The sequence below is a fragment of the Bradyrhizobium sp. CCBAU 53421 genome (assembly GCF_015291625.1).
In the GTDB taxonomy this organism is placed as follows: Bacteria; Pseudomonadota; Alphaproteobacteria; order Rhizobiales; family Xanthobacteraceae; genus Bradyrhizobium.
On sequence record NZ_CP030047.1, the window covers coordinates 8,343,375 to 8,365,763 of the forward strand.

Here is a 22,389-nt window from a genome sequence, read left to right on the forward strand (position 1 = left end):
CCGCGCTTGTCGCGAAGGAAAACCGCTTCGCACTTTTCCGGATCATGCCTAGTCCCTGTTCGCCTGCGCCGTCGCCGGGCGGCGTGGCGCCGCTGCCGGCTGCTCGGCGAGATCGGAGGTCAGATCGAGGCCGATATCGGCCAGCCGGACCCGGACCTCCGCAGCAACATATTTGGCGTATTCCGATAGCAAGAGACGGAACGTTCCGCCACTCGTCCACCACGGCTCGTCGCGCCATTTGTCGCCGACCACGGCGAACGGGATCAGCGTGACGTCGGGCATCGCGTGTGACAGTTCCACGATCGCGCGCGGCATGTGGTAGTTCGAGGTCACCACGATCAGCGACTTGAAGCCGCGCTCGCGCGCCCAGCGCCGCGTCTCCGCCGCATTGCTGCGGGTGTTGACCGCCGAGCGGTCGAGATCGACGCAGCAGCTCATCAGCCCCTGGCTGTCCGGCACCGAGCGCGAAATGTCGCTGGCGCCGCTGGTCGGATGCACGCCCGAGATCAGCAGCCGCTTGCCGTAACCCGCCGCCAGCAGTTCCATCGCGTCGGACACCCGCGACGAGCCGCCGGTCAGCACCACGATGCCGTCGGCATTGTGCGGCGGGTCGGTCTCGACGCCGCGCAATTGTGAAAGAAAGCTGATGAAGCCGACCGCGGCGGCAACGAAGGCAAGCGCCAGCGGCGCGACAATGACGGCGCGCAGCCAGCCGCGCGGGCGCGCGGCAAGGCGATTCGGCGACGTATCGTCGGACTGCGAACTCATGTGATGCGGCTATCCTTCCCCCCGGGGATTTTAGAGCATGATCCAGAAAAGTGGAAACCGGTTTTGCCCGGCCAAGGCCGCGTGAATGCACGCGAAATCACACTGTGGCGACGACCCGCGATCACGAAACCGGCTCCATGACTCCGATGCCGCGCGCCGTCAGTCGATGTCGTCGAGCGTGGCAAACAGGGTGCGCCGCGACGCCCATGCGGTGATCGCCGCGATCAGCACCGCCTGCATCGCCAGCACCAGATAGCCCGACGGACGCAGCGAGAACGTGCCCAGCAGCGCCGCGAACTGGTCGCCCACCGGCGTGCCGGAGAACCAGTTGGCGATCGACTCCGAGAAGCCGAATGCCAGCATCGCCGCGCCGCCGCCGATCAGCCCGCCTTCGAGACCGAGCCGGAGGAAGTGCCGCAGGAAGCGGTTGGCGATGAAGCTGTCGCCGGCGCCGACGAAGTGCAGCACCTCGACGATCGGCCGGTTGGCGGCCATCGCGCCGCGGGTCGCGAACGACACCGAGATGATGGTGGCGATGATCACGAGGATCAGGATGCCGACGCCGGCAAACACGGTGGCGCCGGTCATCGAGCGCATGCGCTCGATCCAGGCGCGGTGATCGTCGACGCTTGCGGTCGGCGCCACCTGCGTCACCCGTGCGCGCAAGCCGGCGAGATCGAGCGTGGTGCCCGGCTGCACCCGCGCCACGATGACCCGCGGCACCGGCAGTTCGTCGATCGACAGCCCGCTGCCGAGCCACGGCTCCAGCAGCTTGGCGGATTCCTCCTTGCTGAACGGATGGACCTCGAGAATGCCCGGCTGCGCCCGCATCGCATCCACGGCTGCCTGCGCATCGCGGTCGAGGTCGCGACCGGGAGAAGGGCGCACCTGGATGGTGATCTCGCTCGACACTTCGGACTGCCACTCGGCCGCCGACGCGCTGACCAGCAGCACGGTCCCTGTCGTCAGCGAGGCGAGGAAGGTCATGATCGCAACCACCGCGACCAGCGCGCGGCCCGAGATCGAGGCGCGCGGCACGATCGGCGACATGTTGCGCGCGGTGGCCGGGACCTGCGGGCGCTCGCGCCCGAGATCGACCAACGACACTTTCTCGTCGCCGCTCCTATTCATAGATGTGCAGCCGTCCCTGATGCAGCACCAGCCGCCGCGCCTCGTATTGATCCATCAATGTGATGTCGTGGGTCGCGATGATGACGGCGGTGCCCGATTTGTTGAGCTCGATGAACAGCCGCAGCAGGCGGCGCCCGAGCGTCGGATCGACGCTGCCGGTCGGCTCGTCCGCCAGCAGCAATTGCGGCCGCGAGATCACCGCGCGTGCGATCGCCGCGCGCTGCTTCTCGCCGCCCGACAGGATCGGCGGCAGCGCATCCATGCGCTCGCCGAGGCCGACCCATTTCAAGAGGTCGATCACCTCGCGGCGATAGGTCGATTCCTCGCGGCCCATCACGCGAAACGGCAGCGCGACGTTCTCATAAGTCGTCATGTGGTCGAGCAGGCGGAAATCCTGCAGCACGATGCCGATGCGCTTGCGCAGGTCGGCGACCTGATCCTTGTTGAGCAGGGAGACGTCCTTGCCGAACAAATTGACCAGCCCGCGGGTCGGCCGCAGTGACAGGAACAACAGCCGCAGCAGCGAGGTCTTGCCCGCGCCGGACGGCCCGGTCAGGAACTGGAACGAGTGCGCCGGGATCATGAACGAGAGGTCGCGCAAAATCTCCGGGCCGAGCCCGTAGCGCAAACCGACATTTTCGAACCGAACCAATGCGCTAGCTCCGTTCGAGAGGGCCTTTGGCCCGATACCCCATACTGGCGGCCCGAACACCCGCCGATCGTCCGCGAACCGCACAGAATGCTTGTGCGTCGGTTATGGTTTCCGATTCGTTAACGGTCGCTCAGTAGCATCCGGGCATACCACACGGTGGAGATTCGGCTCCATGCATATCGTTTGCCCGCATTGTACAACATCCTATGCCATCAATCCGGCCACCCTGGGCGAGGCCGGACGCACGGTCCGTTGTTCCCGCTGCCGCGAGGTCTGGTTGGCCCGGCCGGAGGACGCAATCGGGGCGACCGCCCCTACTCTGGCCTACGAGGCCGCGGGCTCCAATCTCGCCGACGAATGGGAGGCGATGGGGCGGGAGGAGGCTGATACGACCCCGGTGGTCGAAAGCCCCTCGATTTCGGCCGATCTGCCCGCCGACGGCGATGCCGCCACGGAATGGCCGGCGGTGGCCGAGGCGGACGCCGCGGCCCATGCCGGCACCCAGGACGGCGCCGGAAAGCGCCGCTTGCGCCTGCCGCGGCTTCCCCGCCTGTTCCGCCTGCGCTCCTTGCCGCGCATTCCCTTCGTGCCCGTGATCGGCGCCCTGCCGACCACCTGCGCCGCGATGGGCGCGCTGATCATCGCGCTGTTCGTCTGGCGTAACGACGTGGTGCGGCTGCTGCCGCAGACCGCGCTGTTCTACAAGATGGTCGGGCTCGACGTGAATTTGCGCGGCCTTGCCTTCAAGGACCTCAAGATCACCAACGAGACGGTGGACGGCAAGCCGGTGCTGGTGATCGAAGGCATGATCGTCGGCCAGACCAGGAAGCCGGTCGAATTGCCGCGGCTGCGCTTCTCGGTCCGCGACGCGCAGGGCGCCGAAATCTATGCCTGGAACGCGGTGCTGGAGCAGCCAGTGCTCAATCCCGGCGAACGCGCCTTCTTCAAGTCGCGCCTTGCCTCGCCGCCGCCCGAAGGCCGCAATATCGACGTACGCTTCTTCAACAAGCGTGACCTCACCGGCGGCCGCGCGTGAGGCTGCCCGCCAACATTTTCGGGAACCGACTATCGCCATGACGCGTGTTCTGATCGCCGACGACGAAGATTCGATGCGCTCGCTGGTGGCGCGCGCCATCGCCATGGACGGCCACGAGACCGTGACCGCGCAGGACGGCGCCGAGGCGCTGGAGGTGCTGACGCGCGACGAGGGCGCGTTCGACCTGCTGCTCACCGACATCCAGATGCCCGTGATGGACGGCATCGCGCTGGCACTGACCGCGGCACGCGATTTCCCAGCGCTGAAGATCCTGTTGATGACCGGCTTCGCCCACCAGCGCGAGCGCGCCTCGGGCCTTGAGGCGATCGTGCATGACGTGGTGACGAAACCGTTCTCGGTGGCCGATATCCGCACCGCGGTCGCTGATGCGCTGGCGGCACGGAAGGCGAGCTAGGGCTCCGTTGCGAGGCGAAGCAACTCGCCTCACATTCTGTGTCATGCCGCGAAAGCGCGGCATCCAGTACGCCGAGGCCTCTCGATTCCATCGCCGGCGTCTCTGGAATACTGGATCGCCCGGTCAAGCCGGGCGAAGACAGTGGAAGATGCGGCCAGTCTCAATAATCCTTCAGCAGCCGCTCGATGTAGTCGAGCTCGATCTGCGGGCGTGACGGATCGGCGAGGCGGCGGCGCAGCTCTTCGAGGATGCGGCGGACGCGCTGGACGTCGATCTCGCCGGGGATCTTCACCGTGTAGTCGTCGCCGAACTCGCGGCCGTGCAGCGGCCGGCCGAGCGGATCGGTCTGGTTGCCGCCGCTCTGCTGGCGGCCGGCGCGGTTGCCGGGGCCATCGCCGGGCTGATCGCCGTCGCCCTGCTGCATCGCGTCGGCGAGGCTCTGCGCGCCCTTGCGCAGCGCATCCAGCGCGCGGCCCTGCGAATCCACGGCGCCGTCGGCATTGCCCTCGCCGAGCCGCCCGGAGGCATCGCCCATCGCCGAATCGGCCTGGTCGAGCCCGTCGCCGTCGTCATCACCCTGGTCGCCGCCTTGCTCGCCCTGCTGGGCCTGATCGCCCTTCTGGCCTTGCCCCTTCTGGCCCTTCTGGCCGCGCTGCTCCGGACCCATGCCGCGCTTGGCGAGCTCTTCCTGCAGCTTCTTGAGGCGGTCGCGCAGCGCCTGCTGATCCTGTTGCAGGTCGCCCATCGACTGGTCGCCCTGCTTGCCGCGCATCCGGTCGCGGCGGGAATCCTGGCCCTGCTTGAAGGTCTTGTCGCGCAACTGCTGCTGCTTGCGGATCATGTCGCCGAGCTCGTTGAGCGACTGCTGCATGTCGTCGTCGCCCTGGTTGGGCTGCGCCATCTGCAGGTTTTCGAGCATCTGCTGCATCTGTTCCAGCAACTGCCGCGCCGCATCCTTGTCGCCCGAGCGCGACAGCCGCTCCATGCGATCCAGCATGTTCTTGAGATCCTGCTGGCTCAGCACCTTGGCATTGGGATCGAGCGGACGGGCGAGCTGCTGCGGATTGTTGCGGAACTGCTCGACCATCTGGCGCAGGAAATTGTCCAGCGCCGCGCGCAGATTGTCGGTAAGCTTCTTGATCTCCTCGTCGCTCGCACCGCGTTCCAGCGCCTGCTTGAGCGCGTCCTGTGCCGCGCGCAGCGCCTTGTCGACGTCACTGATGTTGCCATCCTCGATGGTGACGGCGAGCGCCCACAGGCTGGCGACGACCTCGCGCAGCTGATCGTCGGTGCGCGCCGCCTCGAGCTGGCGGGCCACGGTGTGGAGGCCGAGATAATAGCCGGTCTCCGGCATGAACATTTCGGGCGCGATCATCAGCGCGTCGAGCGCGGCGTAGACTTGGCCGTTCTGGTTGGCGTCGAGCGCCAGGATGCGGCGCTGCTCGATCAGCGCGCGCGCCAGGGGCTTGGTGAACAGCCGCTCGGGCAGCCGCATGTTGAAGGGCTCGCTCTTGCCCTCATTGCCGGCCTCGTCCTTCGCGGTCAGCGTCAGCGTCACGTCGGCGCCGGCGTAAGGATCCTCGCTGAGATCCTTGACGGTCTGGCCGACGCCGTTGCGGGTGCGCGCGTTCGGCAGCACCAGCGGAAATTGCAGCGGCTCGAACAACGGCCGCGGCTGCGCCGCCTTGCCGTCGGCATCTTTCTGCGCATCGGCCAGCCGCGCCGCGAACTGCGCGCGAGCTTCGGTCACGCCGTAATCGTCCTCGAGCTTGTAGGACATCTGCAAGGCGCCGCGCGCCTGCCGCTCCGGATCCTTGGCGAGCGCGATCGACGGCGGGCGGTCCGGCGTCGCGGTGAACTTCCACTGCGGCTGGCCGGCCGGCGCGCGGACATGCGCGGTGCCGTCGCCGGTGATCTTGAAGTGCCGCTCATTGGTGCCCTTGGGCGCCTGGCCCTCCGGCGCGACCTCGGCGACGCCGCCGCCGACCACGACGTCGATGGTGCCGCCGCTGGAGCGCACCAAAAGCGTGCTGCCCGAGGGAACCGCGAGCGGGGTGGTGTCGGCCGCGTTGGCGTCCTTATTGGCGTTGGACAGGATGATCGGCGGCTTGCCGGTGTAGTTCGGCGGCGTCACCCAGGCGTCGACCCGGACATTGGATGGCGCCATGATGCCGTTCCAGTCGAACGCGGAGGCGACCCGCAGGCCGCGCTCGTCGCCGGCGGCGACATAGGTCGCGACCAACATGACGATGACCAGCGCGCGCAGCGCCCAGGGGTCGTGCAGCGAGACGCGCGGCCGCGGCAGCCCGGCGCGGATGCGCTTGATCGAGGCCAGCGTGCGCTCGCGCTGCGCCTGCCACAGCGCCAGCGCGAACGGATCCTTGTTGGTGAGCGTGTCGGAGAGCGTGGTCGCGGGGCGATGGCGGATACCGGCGCCGCGGTCGAGCCGGCTCAACCCCTCCTCGCGGCTCGGCCAGCGGAACCGCGCCAGCGGCGCCAGCGCGGCGAGCCCGGCAAGCGCGAACAGGCCGGCGCCGACCACGCGCGCGGCAAACGGCAGCATCAGCCACAGCCCAGCCCAGGACGCGACCAGGAAGAGACCCACGACCGTCAGGAACCGCGCCAGATGCGGCCAGGCCCGTTCCCACGCAATCGCGAATTTTGCCCGCTGCAGAGCCTCGGTCAGTTTCAACCGCGCGATCGCATCGCTGTCGCGCGCGGCGCTTGACGGGTTGTCAGACGGGTCGATGTTGGCTCCGCTCAATAAAATCTCCGGGGTAGCCGGCAGGTGAGCCTAGCACAGCGGCGGCTTTGAGGCACCCGTTCCGGGGCGTAACCCACACCGGGAAATACGCATAACACGAAGGCGTGACTGCGGCGGTTCGACCCCGTAACTTCCCGGCCGAACCAACGCCTTAAGCATGAGGAAACAATATGGACCAGAAGACGCACGACAAGGGGCTCGAAATCCGCAAGGCGGTGCTCGGCGAGGCCTATGTCAACAACGCGCTGAAGAACTCGGACAGCTTCAACAAGCCGTTCCAGGAACTGGTCACGGAATATTGCTGGGGCGCGGTCTGGGGCCGCGAGGAGCTGCCGCGCAAGACCCGCAGCATGCTCAACCTCGCCATGATCTCGATCCTCAACCGGCCGCACGAGCTGAGGGCGCACATCAAGGGCGCGCTGACCAACGGCGTGTCGCGCGACGAGATCCGCGAGATCTTCATGCAGGTCTCGATCTATGCCGGCATCCCGGCCGGCGTCGACAGCTTCCGTATCGCGCGCGAGGTGTTTGCCGAACTCGACAACAAGGCGTGAGGCGCACGCCGCCTCCGCATCGTCGTCCCGGCGGCCGGGACGACATCGAATATGGGGCGCTCGGCTCGGCACATAACGACGTAGAGGAAACGACATATGGAAATCGGATTCATCGGCCTCGGGAAGATGGGCTTCCCGATGGCGCGCCGGCTGATCGAGGCTGGCCACAAGCTCACCGTGTTCGACACGAGCAAGGACGCGCGCGATCGGCTGGTTGCGCTCGGCGCTGCGGCTGCGACGTCGCCAAAGGACACCGCCGACCGCGTCGAGACCGTGATGGCGAGCCTGCCCTCGCTGCAGGCCTCGCTCGAGGTCGCAACCGGCACAGGCGGCGTGATCGAGGGCACGCGCGTCAAGCGCTTCATCGATCTCTCCACCGTCGGCTCGCAGATGGCGGTGAAGATCCACGATCTCCTCGCCAAGAAGAACATCGTGCAGATCGACAGCCCGGTCTCCGGCGGCGTCTCCGGCGCCGAGAAGGGTACGCTGGCGGTGATGGTGTCGGGCCCGCGCGCCGATTTCGAGCTGGTGAAGGGCGCGCTTGACGTGATCGGCAAGGTGTTCTTCATCGGCACCAAGCCGGGCTCCGGCCAGACCATGAAGCTCGCCAACAACTTCCTGTCGGCGACCGCGATGGTCGCGACCTCGGAAGCTGTCGTGATGGGCGTGAAGTCCGGGCTCGATCCGGCCGTGATGATCGACGTCATCAACGCAGGCTCGGGGCTGAACACCGCGAGCCGCGACAAGTTTCCGCGTTCGGTGCTGCCGCGCAGCTTCGACTTCGGCTTCGCCACCGGGCTGATGGTGAAGGACGTGCGGCTCGCGGTCGAGGAAATGCGCGCGCTCGGGCTGTCGATGGAAGTCGCCGAAGCGGTCGGCCGGCTCTGGGAAGTCATCATCCGCGACGAGGGACCGGAGTCGGACTTCACCGCGGCGATCAAGCCGATCGAGAAGGCCGCCGGCGTGATCGTCGGTGGCGGCAAGGGCGGCACGCACGCCGCGAAATAAGCCTCGTCGTCCTGGCGAAAGCCAGGACCCATTACCCCCGGCGTTCGTGCTGAGGGAGCTGGGGCCACAACGCAGCAAGACAAGCGGCAATGGTGGTTATGGGTCCTGGCCTTCGCCAGGACGACACCATTGATGCGGCCCGCTTAGCGGCTCACAGCCACGGCGCGGGCTTGTCCATCACGATCAGGGCGTCGACGTCGATCCGCGGGCGGACCACGGCGTACTGGTCGTCCTTGACCAGCACCTCCGGCACCAGCGGCCGCGTGTTGTAGGTGCCGGCCTGCACCGCGCCATAGGCGCCGGCGGTCATGATCGCCAGCAGATCGCCGGCCTTCGGCTGCGGCAGCGAACGGTCGAGCGCGAGATAGTCGCCGGTCTCGCAGACCGGGCCGACCACGTCGGCGACCATGGTCGGCGTACCCGGCGCAGGCTGGCGCACGGCTAAGATATCGTGATGCGCTTCATACAGCGTCGGCCGGATCAGGTCGTTCATCGCGGCGTCGATGATCACGAAGTTCTTGGCATCGCCCGGCTTCACGTGGATCACGCGGCTGACCAGGATCCCGGCATTGCCGACGATCAGCCGGCCCGGCTCGAACATCAGCGTGCAGCCGAGATTGTGCGTGACGCGCTTGACCATCGCGGCATAGGCCGCCGGTTCCGGCGGCGCGGCGCGGTCCATGTAATAGGGAATGCCGAGGCCGCCGCCGAAATCGACATGCGAGATGTCGTGGCCGTCGGCGCGCAGCGTCTGCACGAATTCGGCGAGCAGCCGGAACGCCGCTTCCAGCGGACCGAGATCGGTGATCTGGCTGCCGATATGCACATCGGTGCCGGTGACCTTGATGCCCGGCAGCTTCGCCGCGCGGGCATAGACCTCGCGGGCTCGCGCGATCGGAATGCCGAACTTGTTCTCCGACTTGCCGGTCGAGATCTTGGCGTGGGTGCCGGCATCGACGTCGGGATTGACTCGAACCGAGATGCGCGCGGTCGTCTTCATCTCGACCGCAAGGCGCGACAGCATCTCGAGCTCGGGCTCGGACTCGATATTGATGCAGAGGATGTCGGCGGCAAGCGCGGCGCGCAGCTCGCCTTCGGTCTTGCCGACGCCGGAGAACAGGATCTTCGATGGCGGGATGCCGGCCGCGAGCGCCCGCTTCAACTCACCACCGGACACCACGTCGGCACCGGCGCCGAGCTTGGCCAGCGTGCGCAGCACCGACTGGTTGGAGTTGGCCTTCATCGCGTAGCAGACCAGCGCCTTCTCGCCGGCAAAGGCCTCGGTGAAGACGCGGTAGTGCCGCTCCAGCGTCGCGGTCGAATAGCAATAGAACGGCGTGCCGACGGCCTCCGCCAGCTCAATGAGATTGACCGCCTCGGCATGCAGCACGCCGTTGCGATAGTCGAAATGGTTCATGACAGGCTTTAGGTACTAGTTGCCGAGCAAGGGGTCGAGCACGAAAGACCGTTTATTGCCTTTCGACGCGGCCGGCGCGGCATCCGAGCCATAGGTCGGATTGAACACGCTGGGTTGCGCCGCCCGCTCGGTCTCGGTGTCGCCCGGTGCTGCGGCCGGCGCGGCGTTCGCGGTCGGCGGCAGGTCGAGCGGTCCCTTACGGCCGCAGCCGCCGAGCGCAAGCGCCGATACGCTCAGCACAATGATGGCCCATCCCGAGGGGGTCAGGCGGTTCTTGCTAATCACGACGAATTCCCCAATTCGGGCGGCACCATACAAACATTGGCGTGCTCTGGCGAGAGGCGGAGGCCTGAGAAATCACGGCCAAATTTTCCGGATCAGCCCAATTTTCGCTCTTTTTCCAGCCGCTTGGCCCAGGCTTTGGCCTGCGCCATCACATTCTTCGGCGCGGTACCGCCAAACGAGGTCCGGCTCTTGACCGAGGATTCGACGCTGAGCACCTTCAGCGCCTCGGCCGTGATCTTGGGCTCGACCTCCTGCATGGCCTTGAGCGGCAGCTCGTGCAGCGCCACGCCCTGCGCCGAGGCCAGGCCGACGATGCGCCCGGTCACGTGGTGGGCGTCGCGGAACGGCATTTTCAGGGTGCGCACTAGCCAATCGGCAAGGTCGGTCGCAGTGGCATAGCCCTCGCCGGCCGCTTGCTTCATCTTGGCCTCGTCCGGCACCAGGTCCTCGATCATGCCGGTCATGGCGCGGATCGCGAGCGACAGCGCCTCGAAGGCCTCCATCGCGCCCTGCTTGTCCTCCTGCATGTCCTTTTGATAGGCGAGCGGCAGGCCCTTCATCACGATCAGGAGCGCCGTGAGCGCGCCGATCACGCGGCCGGTCTTGGCGCGCACCAGTTCCGCCGCGTCCGGATTGCGCTTCTGCGGCATGATCGAGGAGCCGGTGGTGAACTTGTCGCTGAGCTTGACGAGGCCGACCAGGGGCGAGGTCCAGATCACGATCTCCTCGGCGAAGCGCGACATGTGCACCGCGCAGATCGCAGCCGCCGAGAGCGTCTCCAGCACGAAATCGCGATCGGACACCGCGTCGAGCGAATTGGCCATCGGCCGGTCGAAGCCGAGTGCTTTCGCCGTCGCGGCGCGGTCGATCGGAAACGAGGTGCCGGCGAGCGCAGCCGCGCCGAGCGGCGATTCGTTCAGCCGCTTGCGCGCGTCGGCAAAGCGGCCGCGGTCGCGGCCGGCCATCTCGACGTAGGCCAGGAGGTGATGGCCGAAGGTCACCGGCTGCGCGGTCTGCAGATGGGTGAAGCCCGGCATCACGGTTCCAGCATGCTCCAGCGCGCGAGCGACCAGCGCCTGCTGGAACGCGTCCAGCGCGGCCATTGTCTCGTCGATGGTGTCGCGGACATAGAGCCGGAAATCGGTCGCGACCTGGTCGTTGCGCGAGCGTGCGGTATGCAGCCGGCCGGCGGCGGGCCCGATCAGTTCGGACAGCCGCGACTCGACATTCATATGGATGTCCTCGAGCGCGCGCTTGAAGTCGAAGTCGCCCTTGCCGATTTCTGACAAAATCGTGTCTAGACCTTTGCCGATATTTTTCGCATCAGCGGACGTGATGATGCCTTGCGCAGCGAGCATCGCGGCGTGGGCCTTGGACGCGGCGATGTCCTGGGCATAAAGGTGACGGTCGACGTCGATGGAGACGTTGATTTCCTCCATGATCGCGTCGGGACGCTCCGAGAACCGGCCGCCCCACATCTTGTTGCTCATGACATCTCGCTCACGAATTCGTATTTCAGGCCGCACTGTTTCATCGCCGGAGCGGCGAAACGGCACAGCGGTTCGGGACGTATTCCCGGCACTGCATAGCCATATCTGACCCAGGATGACAAACGATATGCCCGAGACGACCCCATCCGAACCGACCGCCAAGCCGAGTGCCAGGCCGACGGCCAAATGGCGCATCCCGCTGGTGATCGGCGCTGTGCTGGCCGGGGCTGCGATCGGCTATGTCGGGGTCTCCGGTCTCAGGCATCCCGCCGGCGGCGATATCGCCTGCAACGGCGCCGTGGATCTGGCCAAGAAGATCGCCCCCTTCGCCCATGGCGAGGTCGCGGCACTGACCATGGCAACCACCCCCTTGAGGCTTCCCGACCTGACCTTCGAGGACGCCAACGGCCAACCGAAGAAACTCTCGGACTGGCGCGGCAAGACCGTGCTGGTGAACCTGTGGGCGACCTGGTGCGTGCCTTGCCGCAAGGAGATGCCGGCGCTCGACAGCCTGCAGACCAAGCTCGGCGGCAAGGATTTCGAGGTGGTCGCGATCAACATCGACACCCGCGACCCGGACAAGCCGAAGAATTTCCTGAAAGAGGCCAATCTGACCAATCTCGGCTATTTCAGCGACCAAAAAGCCAAGGTCTTTCAGGACCTTAAAAACATAGGCAAGGCGCTGGGCATGCCGACCTCGGTACTGGTCGACGGCAAGGGCTGCGAGATCGCCAATATCGCCGGTCCCGCCGAATGGGCGAGCGACGATGCCATCAAGCTGGTGAAAGCGGCGCTAGCCCCGGCCGCGGCGGGCTTTTGATCAGGCGACGGCGTTGAGGTTGCCGCCGACGCCGGGACCGAGATTGGCGGTCGACGGCCTGCCGAGCAGGGTCTGAACCGCGAACTTTTCCGCATCGAGGTTCTGCTTGGTCACGCGGGTCGCGATCTCACCCTGCAAATTGCCCTGCTGCATCGACAAGATGCTCGACACCATGCTCATCATGTCCATACGCGGCACTCCCAAACTTGGCCTTGCGTAGCGCGTGAAAGTTAATGCTTGGGTAACGGATGGCCGCGTCAGGCTGACGCATCGTCCTCGAAATGCTCTGAGATCGACAGCGCTCTCGAGGCGCCGCTCAGGCCGCGTTCGCGGCAAACGCCGCGCCGAGGGTGCGCAGCGCCTGTCGTGTCCGCGCATCCGACAGCTTTGAGTGGAGCATGACATCGCGCGACGGCAATGGCGGCAGGCCAAGCCGCGGCCCGAGGTCGACGGTATCGGCCGGCGCCACCCGCCGCGCCAGCGCGGCGACGGCGAGGCCAGCGGATATCGCAGCGCCGATGGTCGAAAGCCCGCCACCGACGAACGCCTCGGTCCAGGCGATGCCGGCGGCGTCGAGAGTTTCGACCGCCATGGCGCGCACGCTGCACGGCTCGGCTTGGGTCGCCAGGCGCAGCGGCTCGCCGGGCCGATGGTGAAAATCGGGCGCGGCCATCCAGCCGAAAGGTTCTTCGAACAGCACGTCGCCATCGCGGCGCTTGGCGTCGTGGCGCAGCACGATCGCGGCATCGAGCTTGCCGTCGTCGAATGCGCCGAGCACGGCACGCGACGTATCGACATTCAGCTGGATCACGAGGCCCGGATCGGTGCTGTTCATCCGCTTCAACAGCGAGGCCAATTCCGATCCGACGATGTGATGGCTGATGCCCACGACCAATCGCCGATGTTCGACGGCGAACGATCCCATCGCCGATTGATGCGCGGCGACCAGATTGCGCGCCGCGCCGAGGAACGCGGCCCCTTCAGCCGACAGCCGAACCAGCCGCGGCGTTCGCTCCAGGAGCCGCCGGCCGAGCCCGTCTTCCAGCCGCCTGATCTTCAGGCTGACCGCGGACTGCGTGGTCTCCATGACCTGCGCCGCGCGCGTGAAGCTGCTGAGGTCCGCCACCAGGACAAAGGCCTGCACCGCCTCGACGTCGAGCGCCTTCATGGCCATTCATTGCAATTAGTAATCATTGAAATACGTTACCATACGGTTTTTCAATGATCAACGAGCTCCTAGGATCCGCTCAACGCAACGATCGCCAGGAGCTACCATCATGCCGCTGACCCGCGTCTCACTCAGGCAGGGCAAGCCCGCCGCCTACCGCAAGGCCATTCTCGAGAGCCTCTATCGCGCCATGCGCGAGACTTTCGATGTGCCGGAAGGCGATCGCTTCATGACGATCTCCGAGCACGATGGCGACGATTTCGCCTATGGCGCGGACTACCTCGGCATCAGCCGCAGCGACGATCTGGTCATTATCCAGATCACGGTCAGCAACACCCGCCCGGTGGCGCAGAAGCAGACGCTCTATCGGCGGATCGCCGAACGGCTGACGGAAAGTCCGGGCCTGCGCGCCGAAGACATCTTCGTCAATCTGGTCGAGGTGCTTCCGGAAAACTGGTCGTTCGGCAACGGTGAGGCGCAGTACGTCCGATGACCGCCGCCCCGATCCTCTCGCCGCGCATGAGCGGCATCAAGGCCTCACCCGCGTCGGTGCTGCGCCGACGCGCCCGCGAACTGCGCGCCGCCGGGCGCGACGTCATCGAGCTGTCCTCGGGCAATCTGGACTTCCCGACGCCGGATCATGTGATCGCGGCGGCGCATGAGGCGGCATTGCGCGGCGAAACCCGTTACACCGATGTCGACGGCACGCCGGAACTGAAGCGGGCGGTGCAGGCCGCGCTGCTGCGTGACCACCATCTCGACTATCGGCTCGACGAGATCGTCATCACCAACGGCTCGACCCAGGCGCTGTTCAATGCGCTGCTGGCGACGCTCGCGCCTGAAGACGAGGTGATCGTCCCCGCGCCCTATTGGGCGCCCTATCTCGATCAGGTGCGGCTGGCAGGCGGCACGCCGGTGGTCGTGCCGTGTGCACAGAACAACGGCTTCAAGCTGCGTGCTGAGGATTTGCAGGCGGCAATATCGGCGCGCACGCGCTGGATCGTCCTCAACAATCCGGTCAACCCCTCTGGTGCGCTGCATTCGCCTGAGGATCTGTCCGAGATCGCAGCAATCCTCCTGCAGCATCCGGATATCTGGGTGCTCTCCGACGGGCTCTACGAGCACATCACGTTCAACGGCGCGCCGGCGCCGACGCTTGCAGAGATCGAGCCGCGGTTAAGGCCACGGACGTTGACCATTAGCGGCCTCGCCAAGAGCTACGCCATGATGGGATGGCGGATCGGCCACGCCGCCGGACCATCGGCGCTGATCCGCGAGATGATCACGATCCAGTCGCAGACCACATCCGGCGCCTCGTCGATCAGCCAGGCCGCCGCGATGGCGGCGCTCGATGGCGCGCAGGATGTGCTGGCCGAGCGCGCCGCGATCCTTGGCGCCAGGCGCGACCGCTTTGCCGAACTCGTGAACGGATGCAGCGGGCTCTCCTGCACGCCGCCCGAAGCCACATTCTATCTGCTGGTCAGTTGCGCCGGCGTGATCGGCAAGCGCGCGCCCGACGGCAAGGCGATCGAGACCGACCGCGATTTCGCGGCCTACCTGCTCGAACAAGCCGGTCTGGTGGTGTTTCCCGGGGAGGACCTCGGGCTCTCGCCTTACATCCGGGTCAGCTTCGCCAATCCGTCATCGATCATCGAAGAGGCCGCAAAGCGGCTGAAGCACGCCTGCGAGGTTCTGCAATGACGGCGCGCGGACAGAGCCAGCGCCTCGCGCTGGCAGCGCATCTGCTCGGACTCGGAACGGGTGTGGCGATGGTCGCAGGTCTTGTGCCCGCGACGCTAGCGCTGCTGCGGGCACTGAGCTGAAACGAGTGCAGTGATTACCGGGTCGGGACCGGCTTGTCGCCGCGGTAGTCGTAGAAGCCGCGCTGGGACTTGCGTCCGAGCCAGCCGGCCTCGACGTATTTCACCAGCAGCGGGCACGGCCGGTACTTGGAGTCGGCCAGCCCCTCGTGCAGCACCTGCATGATCGACAGGCAGGTGTCGAGGCCGATGAAGTCGGCGAGCTCGAGCGGGCCCATCGGATGGTGCGCGCCGAGCTTCATCGCTGCATCGATCGCTTCGACGTTACCGACGCCCTCGTACAGCGTGTAGATCGCCTCGTTGATCATCGGCAGCAGAATGCGGTTGACGATGAAGGCGGGGAAATCCTCCGACACCGCGACCTGCTTGCCGAGCTTGGCGACGAACGCCTTGGCGGTATCGAAGGTTGTGTCGTCGGTGGCGATACCGCGGATCAGTTCGACGAGCTCCATCGCCGGCACCGGATTCATGAAGTGAATGCCGATGAACTTCTCGGGACGATCGGTCGAGGCGGCAAGCCGCGTGATCGAGATCGACGACGAGTTGGTCGCGACGATCGCGTCCGGCTTCAGCACCGCACAGACGTCGTGGAAGATCTTGCGCTTGGTCTCTTCCTTCTCGACCGCGGTCTCGATCACGAGATCGCAATCGGCCAGCGCATCAAGCGACTCGGCGGAGGCGATGCGGTCGAGCGCCTGCTTGCGCTCGGCCTCGCTGATCGCCTTCTTGGCAACCTGGCGGGTCAGATTGCCGTTGATGGTCGCCAGCGCCGACTTCAGCCGGTCGCCGGACACGTCATTGAGCACCACGTCGAAACCGGCCAGCGCCGCCACATGGGCAATGCCATTGCCCATCTGGCCCGAACCGATCACGCCGACCTTTTTGATTGCCACCGTCATCTTGTCATCCACCGGAACGGCGCGCATGTCGCGCCTGCCCAATTCCAACGATACCCGAAGTGAAGCCTTCCGGGTTGCCCAATCCGCCGGAAAACGTTTCCCGGGACCATGATGTGATTGCAGGCAATCACACCCCGATCCCATTTCCCCTGTCGGGCATGATCCTTCCGGAAAAACGTTTCCGGATCATTGCCTCGAAAATAACAACACCGGCCGGAGCTTAGCCATCCGGCCGGTGTCTTGTCGCTTACTTTCCGAGCTTGCCGAGCGCTTCGGTCAGCTCCGGAACCGCCTGGTAGAGATCGGCGACCAGGCCGTAATCGGCGACCTGGAAGATCGGCGCGTCCTCATCCTTGTTGATGGCGACGATCACCTTGGAGTCCTTCATGCCGGCCAGATGCTGGATCGCACCGGAGATGCCGACCGCGACATAGAGTTCCGGGGCCACCACCTTGCCGGTCTGGCCGACCTGCCAGTCGTTCGGCGCATAGCCGGCATCGACCGCGGCGCGCGAGGCGCCGACGCCGGCGCCGAGCTTGTCAGCCAGCGGCTCGATGTACTTGGCGAAGTTCTCGCGGCTCTGCATGGCACGGCCGCCCGAGACGATGATCTTGGCCGAGGTGAGCTCCGGACGGTCGCTCTTGGCGACCTCCTCGCCGACGAACGTGGACAGGCCCGGATCGGCCGCGGATGCGGCGTTCTCGATTGCCGCGCTGCCGCCTTCGCCGGCGGCGGCGAAGGTCGAGGTGCGGACCGTAATCACCTTCTTGGCGTCCTTCGACTTCACGGTCTGGATCGCGTTGCCGGCATAGATCGGCCGCTCATAGGTGTCGGGCGCAACGACCTTGATGATCTCGGAGACCTGCATCACGTCGAGCAGCGCTGCGACGCGCGGCATCACGTTCTTGAAGCGCGAGGTCGCGGGCGCGACGAAGGCGTCGTAGTTCGGCGCCAGTGCGACGATCAGCGCGGCCAGCGGCTCGGCAAGGTCGTGCTCATAGGCCGGGCCTTCAGCCACCAGCACCTTGGTGACGCCGGCGAGCTTGGCGGCTGCTTCCGCCGCCGCCTTGGTGCCCTGGCCGCCACCGGCGACCAGCACATGGACGTCGCCACCGAGCTGGCTCGCCGCGGTCAGCGCCTTGTTGGTCGAGTCCTTCAGGGTCTCGTGGTCGTGTTCGGCAATCAACAGCGTCGTCATCAGAGAACCCCGGCTTCGGTCTTGAGCTTGTTCACGAGTTCGGCGACGTCCTTGACCTTGACGCCCGCCTTGCGGCCTGCCGGTTCCGCGGTCTTCAGCACTTCCAGACGCGGCGTCACATCGACGCCGTAGTCAGCGACGCTCTTGTCGTCGATCGGCTTCTTCTTCGCCTTCATGATATTGGGCAGCGACGCGTAGCGTGGCTCGTTGAGGCGAAGGTCAGTGGTGACGATCGCCGGGCCCTTGAGCTTGATGGTCTGCAGGCCACCGTCGACTTCGCGCGTGACCTTGAAGTCGGATCCTTCGACCTCGAGCTTAGAGGCGAACGTCGCCTGCGACCAGCCGAGCAGCGCGGCCAGCATCTGGCCGGTCTGATTGCTGTCGTCGTCGATCGCCTGCTTGCCGAGAATGACGAGGCCGGGCTGCTCCGCCTCGACCACTGCCTTCAGGATCTTGGCGACCGCGAGCGGTTCGACATTGCCTTCGGCTTTGACGAGGATGCCGCGGTCGGCGCCCATCGCGAGCCCGGTGCGAATGGTCTCCGAAGCCTGCGCCGGTCCGATCGACACCACCACCACTTCGGTCGCCTTGCCGGCTTCCTTCAGCCGCAACGCTTCCTCGACGGCGATTTCGTCGAACGGGTTCATCGACATCTTGACGTTGGCGAGCTCAACGCCCGTCCCGTCACTCTTGACGCGGACCTTGACGTTGTAGTCGACGACCCGCTTTACCGGCACAAGAACCTTCATCGATCCTCTTTCGCTTTGATTTTATGGGTTTCGGTTGGCTGGCGCGGAACCTAAAGGTCCCGTTTCCCCCGGTCAACGCGCCAATGCCAAAAAACCGTCCCTCGGTTTTGAACCAGTTTAGCGGTTCTGGCCCGGCACCCACAACACGTCCCCGGCTCCTTTATTATTCTGGAAGCGGCTGGCAACGAACAGGAAATCCGACAGCCGGTTCATATACTGGATGCCAGCAGCATTGACCGGCTCGTCCGGCCGGGCGGCGAGTTCCACCATCATCCGTTCCGCGCGGCGACATATCGTCCGGGCAAGATGCAGATATGCGGATGCAGGCGTCCCGCCGGGCAGCACGAACGAGGTCAGCGGCGCAAGCTGATCGTTGAGGCTGTCGATATCGCGCTCGAGCCGCTCGACCTGGCTCGCCAGCATCCGCAGGCGTTCCGCCTTGCCCTCGCGCTCGGGCACCGCAAGGTCGGCGCCGAGATCGAACAGATCGTTCTGGATCCGGCGGAGCATCGCATCGACCTCGGGACTGTCCGCCAGATGCAGCCGCACCACGCCGATCGCGGCATTGGTCTCGTCGACGGTGCCATAGGCGGCAACCCGCAGATCGTATTTCGGCCGCCGCTCGCCGGAGCCGAGCGCGGTGGTGCCGTCATCGCCGGTGCGCGTGTAGATCCGATTGAGAACGACCATGGCCGTGATCTCCTAAGGTTAGCGCATCGCGCACACCGCTCGAAAGCGCTCTACCGTCCCATCGCCCAGACCGCGAGCATCGCGATGACGATGGCGACGAACTGAAACAGCACGCGCAGCCGCATCAGCTTCTGCGATGTGTTCGGCGAGCCGCCCTTCATCATGTTGATGAGGCCGAGCAGGAGCACCAGCGCGACGGCGCCGACGGCGATGGGAAGAATGATCGTGCTGAGGACAGATGTCATCTGCGGTACATAACACCGCAGGACGCGGACTTCCACACAGGCGGCCCATGCAACCAACTGGCTTTTCACCGCGTAATATCAGATGCTGGGTCCGTCCTCGGACCGAGCGGTTGTCGACAATGCCGGGTGGAATGTGAAGCAGCTTCGTTACGTCTACGACGTCGTGATGGATGCCTTTTACACGTTCCTCGCCGACGACGGCTGGGCGATCGCGAGCCACATCGCGCTGTCGACCCTGATGGCCCTGTTTCCGTTCCTGATCGTGCTGACGTCGGTGGCCGGCTTCTTCGGCTCCAAGGAGCTTGCCGACCAGGCGGTCGGTCTGCTGCTGCAGGTCTGGCCGCAGCAGGTCGCCGAGGCGCTGTCCGGCCAGATCCACGACGTCCTGACCAACACCCGCGGCGACATCCTGACCATCGGTGCGGTGCTCGCGGTGTATTTTGCCTCCAACGGCGTCGAGGCGCTGCGGGTGGCGCTGAACCGCGCCTATGCCGTGATCGAGCTGCGGCGCTGGTACTGGCTGCGGCTCGAATCGATCGGCTACACGCTGGTTGCGGCGTTCACCTCGCTCGCGATGGCGTTCCTGATCGTGCTCGGCCCGCTGATCATCGAAGCGGCGCGGCGCTACATTCCGTTCTTCGTCGAATCCAACGAGAGCCTGCTCAACACCGCCCGTTACGGCGTCACGGTGCTGGCCCTGGTCGTCGCGCTGTTCATCCTGCATGCCTGGCTGCCGGCGGGACGCCGCGGCTTCACGCAGATCTTGCCCGGCATTATCTTCACCATGGTGGCCTCGCTGATCTCGGGCATCGGCTTCGGCATGTATCTGGCGCGCTTCGCCAACAACTACGTCACGATGTATGCGGGGCTCGCCTCGGTGGTGATCGCGCTGGTGTTCCTGTATTTCATCGCGGCGATCTTCGTGTTCGGCGGCGAGTTGAACGCGGCGATCATCAAGTCGCGGCTGCCGCGCGGCGTGACGCTTCAAGCAGCGCAGTCGCGAGTGCCCGCGGAGAGACAGGCTTGACCAGGAAGGTGTCGGCGCCGGCGGCGCGCGCCGCGGCCTCGTCCTCGGCACGGCCGGAGATGCCGACGATCACGATGCGGCCGTGCGGCGGCGGCAGCGCGCGGATGCGCTTGATGGCCTCGACGCCGCCGATGCCGGGCAGCACCATGTCCATCAGCACGGCATCGAAAGCACCCTGCGCGAGGCGATCGGGCGCGCCCTCGCCCTGACCGATGAATTCGGCATGGTGACCGAGCTCGGTCAGGATCGTGTTGAGCACGACGCGGCCGAACGGATTGTCCTCGACGCTGAGCAGCCGCAGCCGCTGCGATGACGGCGCCGCCGCGCCTTCGCGCGTGGGCACGCCGGCCGCTGCTGCGGCTGACGCCAGCACCACGTTGAGCGTGAAGATGGTGCCGCCGCCTGCGCGCTGGGCCACGGCGATGTCGCCACCCATCGCGCGCGCGAGCTGCTTGACCGAGGACAGGCCGAGCCCGGCGCCGCCGAACCGCGATGCGATCGAGACATTGGCCTGCGAGAATGGCCGGAACAGGCGCTTGACCTCCGATAGGGTCAGGCCGATGCCGCTGTCGGAGATCGCAAAGGCAACGCCGATCCTGCCCTCCGCCTTCCCCTTAGCTTCTCCCTTGGCCTCTCCCTTGGCCGCACGCACCGGCGCGACGTGCAGCTCGATGCTGCCCTGCTCGGTGAATTTGACGGCGTTGTCGATCAGGTTCTCCAGCGCCGCGCGCAGGCGGACGGGATCGCCGACCGCGAACGCCGGCAGCTTGGCGGAGATCTCGACCGAGGCCCGCAATCCCTTGGCTGCGGCACGGCCGGCCAGCGAATCGCCGGCATGGCGCGCAAGCGCGCGCAGGTCGAAGAAGTCCTGCCGGACCTCGAGCCCCGGCCCCTCGCTCCGGGCCGCATCGACGAACAGGGTCGCAAGGCTCGCCAGATGCTCGGCCCCCGCCTTGATGGTGTCGACCCAGCGCCGCTCGCGCTCGCCGAGATCCGACGTCGCGAGCAGATTGCTGATCGCGAGGATCCCGGTCAGCGGCGTCCGAACCTCATGGGCAAAGGCGGCAAGCGCGGTTTCGACCATGCCGGGAGCAGCCTTCGGGGCAGCCCGCTTGCGGCCCGACTTGGCCGCCATCTTGACCGCGCGTGGCTTGGCAGTCCGCGTTTTGGCAGCGCGCGCCTTCGGCGGCATCCTTTTGGATGGCCGCTTGCTGCGCCGTACGCGCGATTTTGACGCCATGGCCTCAGTAATCCCCGCCCCTGCCAACAACATGGCATGCCAGGCGTGCCGGAGTCACTGCGCCGTTTGCGGCGCGCCACAGCTGAGCCCCGTGATGGTAACCACCCTGTTTCGCGACCAAATGCGGCCAGGATCTATGGCAAGCCGACCAGGCGGCGGATATCGGCCGGGCTGGCGCCCTCTGCCCGCAGTTCGCGCAGCCCCGTCGCCTGGGTCGATTTCGACAGCTTTTGGCCGACGGCGTCCCGGATCAGCGCATGGTGCCGGTAGACCGGCACGGGCAGGCCAAGCAGTTCCTGCAACAGCCGGTGCACGCTGGTCGACCAGAACAGGTCAACGCCCCTGACCACATCGGTGACGCCTTGCAGGGCGTCGTCGATCACGACCGAGAGATGGTAACTGGTTGGGGTCTCCTTGCGCGCCAGGATCACATCGCCCCAGGCCTCAGGCCGCGCCGCCACCTCTCCGCTCTCACCGGCCGGACCCTCGCCCGCTTCCCGCCAGCGCAGGCCGTCGGCGCGGGCGCATGCTGCGGCCATGTCGAGCCGCAGCGCGAACGGCGCGCCCTGCCCGATCAGCCGGTCGCGCTCCCCGGATGGGAGCGATTTGGCCGTTCCCGGATAGAGCGGCGCGCCATCGGGGTCGCGCGGCCACACTCCGCCGGCTTCGCGCTCCGCGACCAGCCGCGCGATATCGGCGCGGCTTTCGAAGCTCGGATAGACCAACCGCTCGGCCGTCAGGCGGTCGATCGCGGCGCCATAGGCGGAAAAATGCTCCGACTGCCGCCGCACCGGAGTCTCCCAGGCGATGCCGAGCCAGGCCAGATCTTCATAGATCGCCTGCTCGAATTCGACCCGGCAACGCGTCGCGTCGATGTCCTCGATCCGCAGCAGGAAGCGTCCGCCCGCGGCGCGCGCGAGGTCGTGGTTGAGCAGCGCCGAATAGGCATGGCCGAGATGAAGGTAGCCATTCGGACTCGGTGCAAAACGGAAAACGGGTGGCATGGCGTTCGA

At 66.3% G+C, this 22,389-nt stretch carries 24 protein-coding genes; 8 read left to right on the forward strand and 16 right to left on the reverse strand.

Annotation, left to right across the window (positions count from 1 at the left end; genetic code table 11):
- Positions 1–48 precede the first annotated feature (48 nt).
- The 3 genes from XH92_RS38635 to ftsE all read right to left on the reverse strand — a co-directional run bounded on the left by XH92_RS38635 (position 49) and on the right by ftsE (position 2,551).
- Complete coding sequence (locus XH92_RS38635) at positions 49–768, reverse strand: YdcF family protein (protein WP_194456714.1); 720 nt, start codon at positions 766–768, stop codon at positions 49–51.
- A gap of 159 nt (positions 769–927) precedes the next feature.
- On the reverse strand, positions 928–1,899 hold the full coding sequence (locus XH92_RS38640) for an ABC transporter permease (RefSeq protein ID WP_194456715.1): 972 nt from the start codon (positions 1,897–1,899) through the stop codon (positions 928–930).
- Complete coding sequence (gene ftsE, locus XH92_RS38645; protein WP_024584759.1) at positions 1,892–2,551, reverse strand: cell division ATP-binding protein FtsE; 660 nt, start codon at positions 2,549–2,551, stop codon at positions 1,892–1,894. Before ftsE ends, XH92_RS38640 begins: the two co-directional genes overlap by 8 nt.
- A 172-nt stretch (positions 2,552–2,723) precedes the next feature.
- Here ftsE and XH92_RS38650 point away from each other — a divergent pair, with 172 nt between their 5' ends.
- On the forward strand, positions 2,724–3,587 hold the full coding sequence (locus tag XH92_RS38650; RefSeq protein WP_194456716.1) for an MJ0042-type zinc finger domain-containing protein: 864 nt from the start codon (positions 2,724–2,726) through the stop codon (positions 3,585–3,587).
- 37 nt (positions 3,588–3,624) lie between these two features.
- Entirely contained in the window at positions 3,625–4,002 is a 378-nt protein-coding gene (locus tag XH92_RS38655; protein WP_028340383.1) for a response regulator, read from the forward strand.
- A gap of 160 nt (positions 4,003–4,162) precedes the next feature.
- On the opposite strand, the gene XH92_RS38660 is transcribed toward XH92_RS38655, so the two are convergent.
- Positions 4,163–6,766, reverse strand: coding sequence for a TIGR02302 family protein (locus XH92_RS38660; protein ID WP_194456717.1), 2,604 nt, complete (start codon positions 6,764–6,766; stop codon positions 4,163–4,165).
- Between the two features lie 170 nt (positions 6,767–6,936).
- Between XH92_RS38660 and XH92_RS38665 the strand changes: the two genes are divergently transcribed.
- A complete protein-coding gene (locus tag XH92_RS38665; RefSeq protein WP_194456718.1) occupies positions 6,937–7,320 on the forward strand; it encodes a carboxymuconolactone decarboxylase family protein in 384 nt (127 codons plus the stop codon).
- 96 nt (positions 7,321–7,416) lie between these two features.
- Positions 7,417–8,328: an NAD(P)-dependent oxidoreductase gene (locus XH92_RS38670; RefSeq protein WP_194456719.1), complete on the forward strand. Its 912-nt coding sequence runs from the start codon at positions 7,417–7,419 to the stop codon at positions 8,326–8,328.
- Between the two features lie 151 nt (positions 8,329–8,479).
- Here the strand turns inward: XH92_RS38670 and lysA are convergent, their stop codons facing one another.
- The 3 genes from lysA to argH form a co-directional block, all read right to left on the reverse strand.
- Positions 8,480–9,745, reverse strand: coding sequence for a diaminopimelate decarboxylase (lysA, locus tag XH92_RS38675; RefSeq protein ID WP_194456720.1), 1,266 nt, complete (start codon positions 9,743–9,745; stop codon positions 8,480–8,482).
- Between the two features lie 15 nt (positions 9,746–9,760).
- On the reverse strand, positions 9,761–10,030 hold the full coding sequence (locus tag XH92_RS38680; RefSeq protein ID WP_194456721.1) for a lipoprotein: 270 nt from the start codon (positions 10,028–10,030) through the stop codon (positions 9,761–9,763).
- 92 nt (positions 10,031–10,122) lie between these two features.
- Positions 10,123–11,520 carry an argininosuccinate lyase gene (argH, locus tag XH92_RS38685; protein WP_194456722.1) on the reverse strand — a complete coding sequence of 466 codons (1,398 nt, stop codon included), beginning with the start codon at positions 11,518–11,520 and terminating at the stop codon, positions 10,123–10,125.
- 127 nt (positions 11,521–11,647) lie between these two features.
- Between argH and XH92_RS38690 the strand changes: the two genes are divergently transcribed.
- Positions 11,648–12,340, forward strand: coding sequence for a TlpA disulfide reductase family protein (locus XH92_RS38690; protein WP_194456723.1), 693 nt, complete (start codon positions 11,648–11,650; stop codon positions 12,338–12,340).
- On the opposite strand, the gene XH92_RS38695 is transcribed toward XH92_RS38690, so the two are convergent.
- Together XH92_RS38695 and XH92_RS38700 are read right to left on the reverse strand one after the other, a co-directional pair.
- On the reverse strand, positions 12,341–12,529 hold the full coding sequence (locus tag XH92_RS38695; RefSeq protein WP_194456724.1) for a putative motility protein: 189 nt from the start codon (positions 12,527–12,529) through the stop codon (positions 12,341–12,343).
- A gap of 127 nt (positions 12,530–12,656) precedes the next feature.
- Complete coding sequence (locus tag XH92_RS38700; RefSeq protein WP_210345519.1) at positions 12,657–13,514, reverse strand: LysR substrate-binding domain-containing protein; 858 nt, start codon at positions 13,512–13,514, stop codon at positions 12,657–12,659.
- Positions 13,515–13,617: 103 nt separating this feature from the next.
- Here XH92_RS38700 and XH92_RS38705 point away from each other — a divergent pair, with 103 nt between their 5' ends.
- Together XH92_RS38705 and XH92_RS38710 are read left to right on the forward strand one after the other, a co-directional pair.
- Positions 13,618–14,001 (forward strand): tautomerase family protein, encoded by a 384-nt coding sequence (locus XH92_RS38705; RefSeq protein WP_194456726.1) that lies wholly within the window; start codon positions 13,618–13,620, stop codon positions 13,999–14,001.
- The gene (locus XH92_RS38710) at positions 13,998–15,209 is read left to right on the forward strand and encodes a pyridoxal phosphate-dependent aminotransferase (protein WP_246788012.1); all 1,212 of its coding nucleotides are present in this window, start codon (positions 13,998–14,000) and stop codon (positions 15,207–15,209) included. Before XH92_RS38705 ends, XH92_RS38710 begins: the two co-directional genes overlap by 4 nt.
- A 136-nt stretch (positions 15,210–15,345) precedes the next feature.
- Here XH92_RS38710 and XH92_RS38715 read toward each other — a convergent pair whose 3' ends face one another.
- From XH92_RS38715 to XH92_RS38735, 5 genes are all read right to left on the reverse strand, one after another.
- Positions 15,346–16,227: a 3-hydroxybutyryl-CoA dehydrogenase gene (locus XH92_RS38715; RefSeq protein WP_194456727.1), complete on the reverse strand. Its 882-nt coding sequence runs from the start codon at positions 16,225–16,227 to the stop codon at positions 15,346–15,348.
- A 247-nt stretch (positions 16,228–16,474) separates the two neighbouring features.
- Positions 16,475–17,425, reverse strand: coding sequence for an electron transfer flavoprotein subunit alpha/FixB family protein (locus XH92_RS38720; protein WP_176533801.1), 951 nt, complete (start codon positions 17,423–17,425; stop codon positions 16,475–16,477).
- On the reverse strand, positions 17,425–18,174 hold the full coding sequence (locus XH92_RS38725; RefSeq protein WP_016845285.1) for an electron transfer flavoprotein subunit beta/FixA family protein: 750 nt from the start codon (positions 18,172–18,174) through the stop codon (positions 17,425–17,427). Before XH92_RS38725 ends, XH92_RS38720 begins: the two co-directional genes overlap by 1 nt.
- Positions 18,175–18,291: 117 nt before the next feature.
- Positions 18,292–18,864 carry a cob(I)yrinic acid a,c-diamide adenosyltransferase gene (locus tag XH92_RS38730; RefSeq protein WP_194456728.1) on the reverse strand — a complete coding sequence of 191 codons (573 nt, stop codon included), beginning with the start codon at positions 18,862–18,864 and terminating at the stop codon, positions 18,292–18,294.
- A 50-nt stretch (positions 18,865–18,914) separates the two neighbouring features.
- Positions 18,915–19,109, reverse strand: coding sequence for a twin transmembrane helix small protein (locus XH92_RS38735; RefSeq protein ID WP_194456729.1), 195 nt, complete (start codon positions 19,107–19,109; stop codon positions 18,915–18,917).
- Between the two features lie 166 nt (positions 19,110–19,275).
- On the opposite strand from XH92_RS38735, the gene XH92_RS38740 reads away from it, so the two are divergent.
- A complete protein-coding gene (locus tag XH92_RS38740) occupies positions 19,276–20,136 on the forward strand; it encodes a YihY/virulence factor BrkB family protein (protein ID WP_371818113.1) in 861 nt (286 codons plus the stop codon).
- Here XH92_RS38740 and XH92_RS38745 read toward each other — a convergent pair.
- Positions 20,063–21,376 carry an ATP-binding protein gene (locus XH92_RS38745; RefSeq protein ID WP_194456731.1) on the reverse strand — a complete coding sequence of 438 codons (1,314 nt, stop codon included), beginning with the start codon at positions 21,374–21,376 and terminating at the stop codon, positions 20,063–20,065. The two genes, XH92_RS38740 and XH92_RS38745, sit on opposite strands and share 74 nt — an antisense overlap.
- A gap of 134 nt (positions 21,377–21,510) precedes the next feature.
- Complete coding sequence (gluQRS, locus tag XH92_RS38750) at positions 21,511–22,380, reverse strand: tRNA glutamyl-Q(34) synthetase GluQRS (protein ID WP_194456732.1); 870 nt, start codon at positions 22,378–22,380, stop codon at positions 21,511–21,513.
- Positions 22,381–22,389 lie beyond the last annotated feature (9 nt).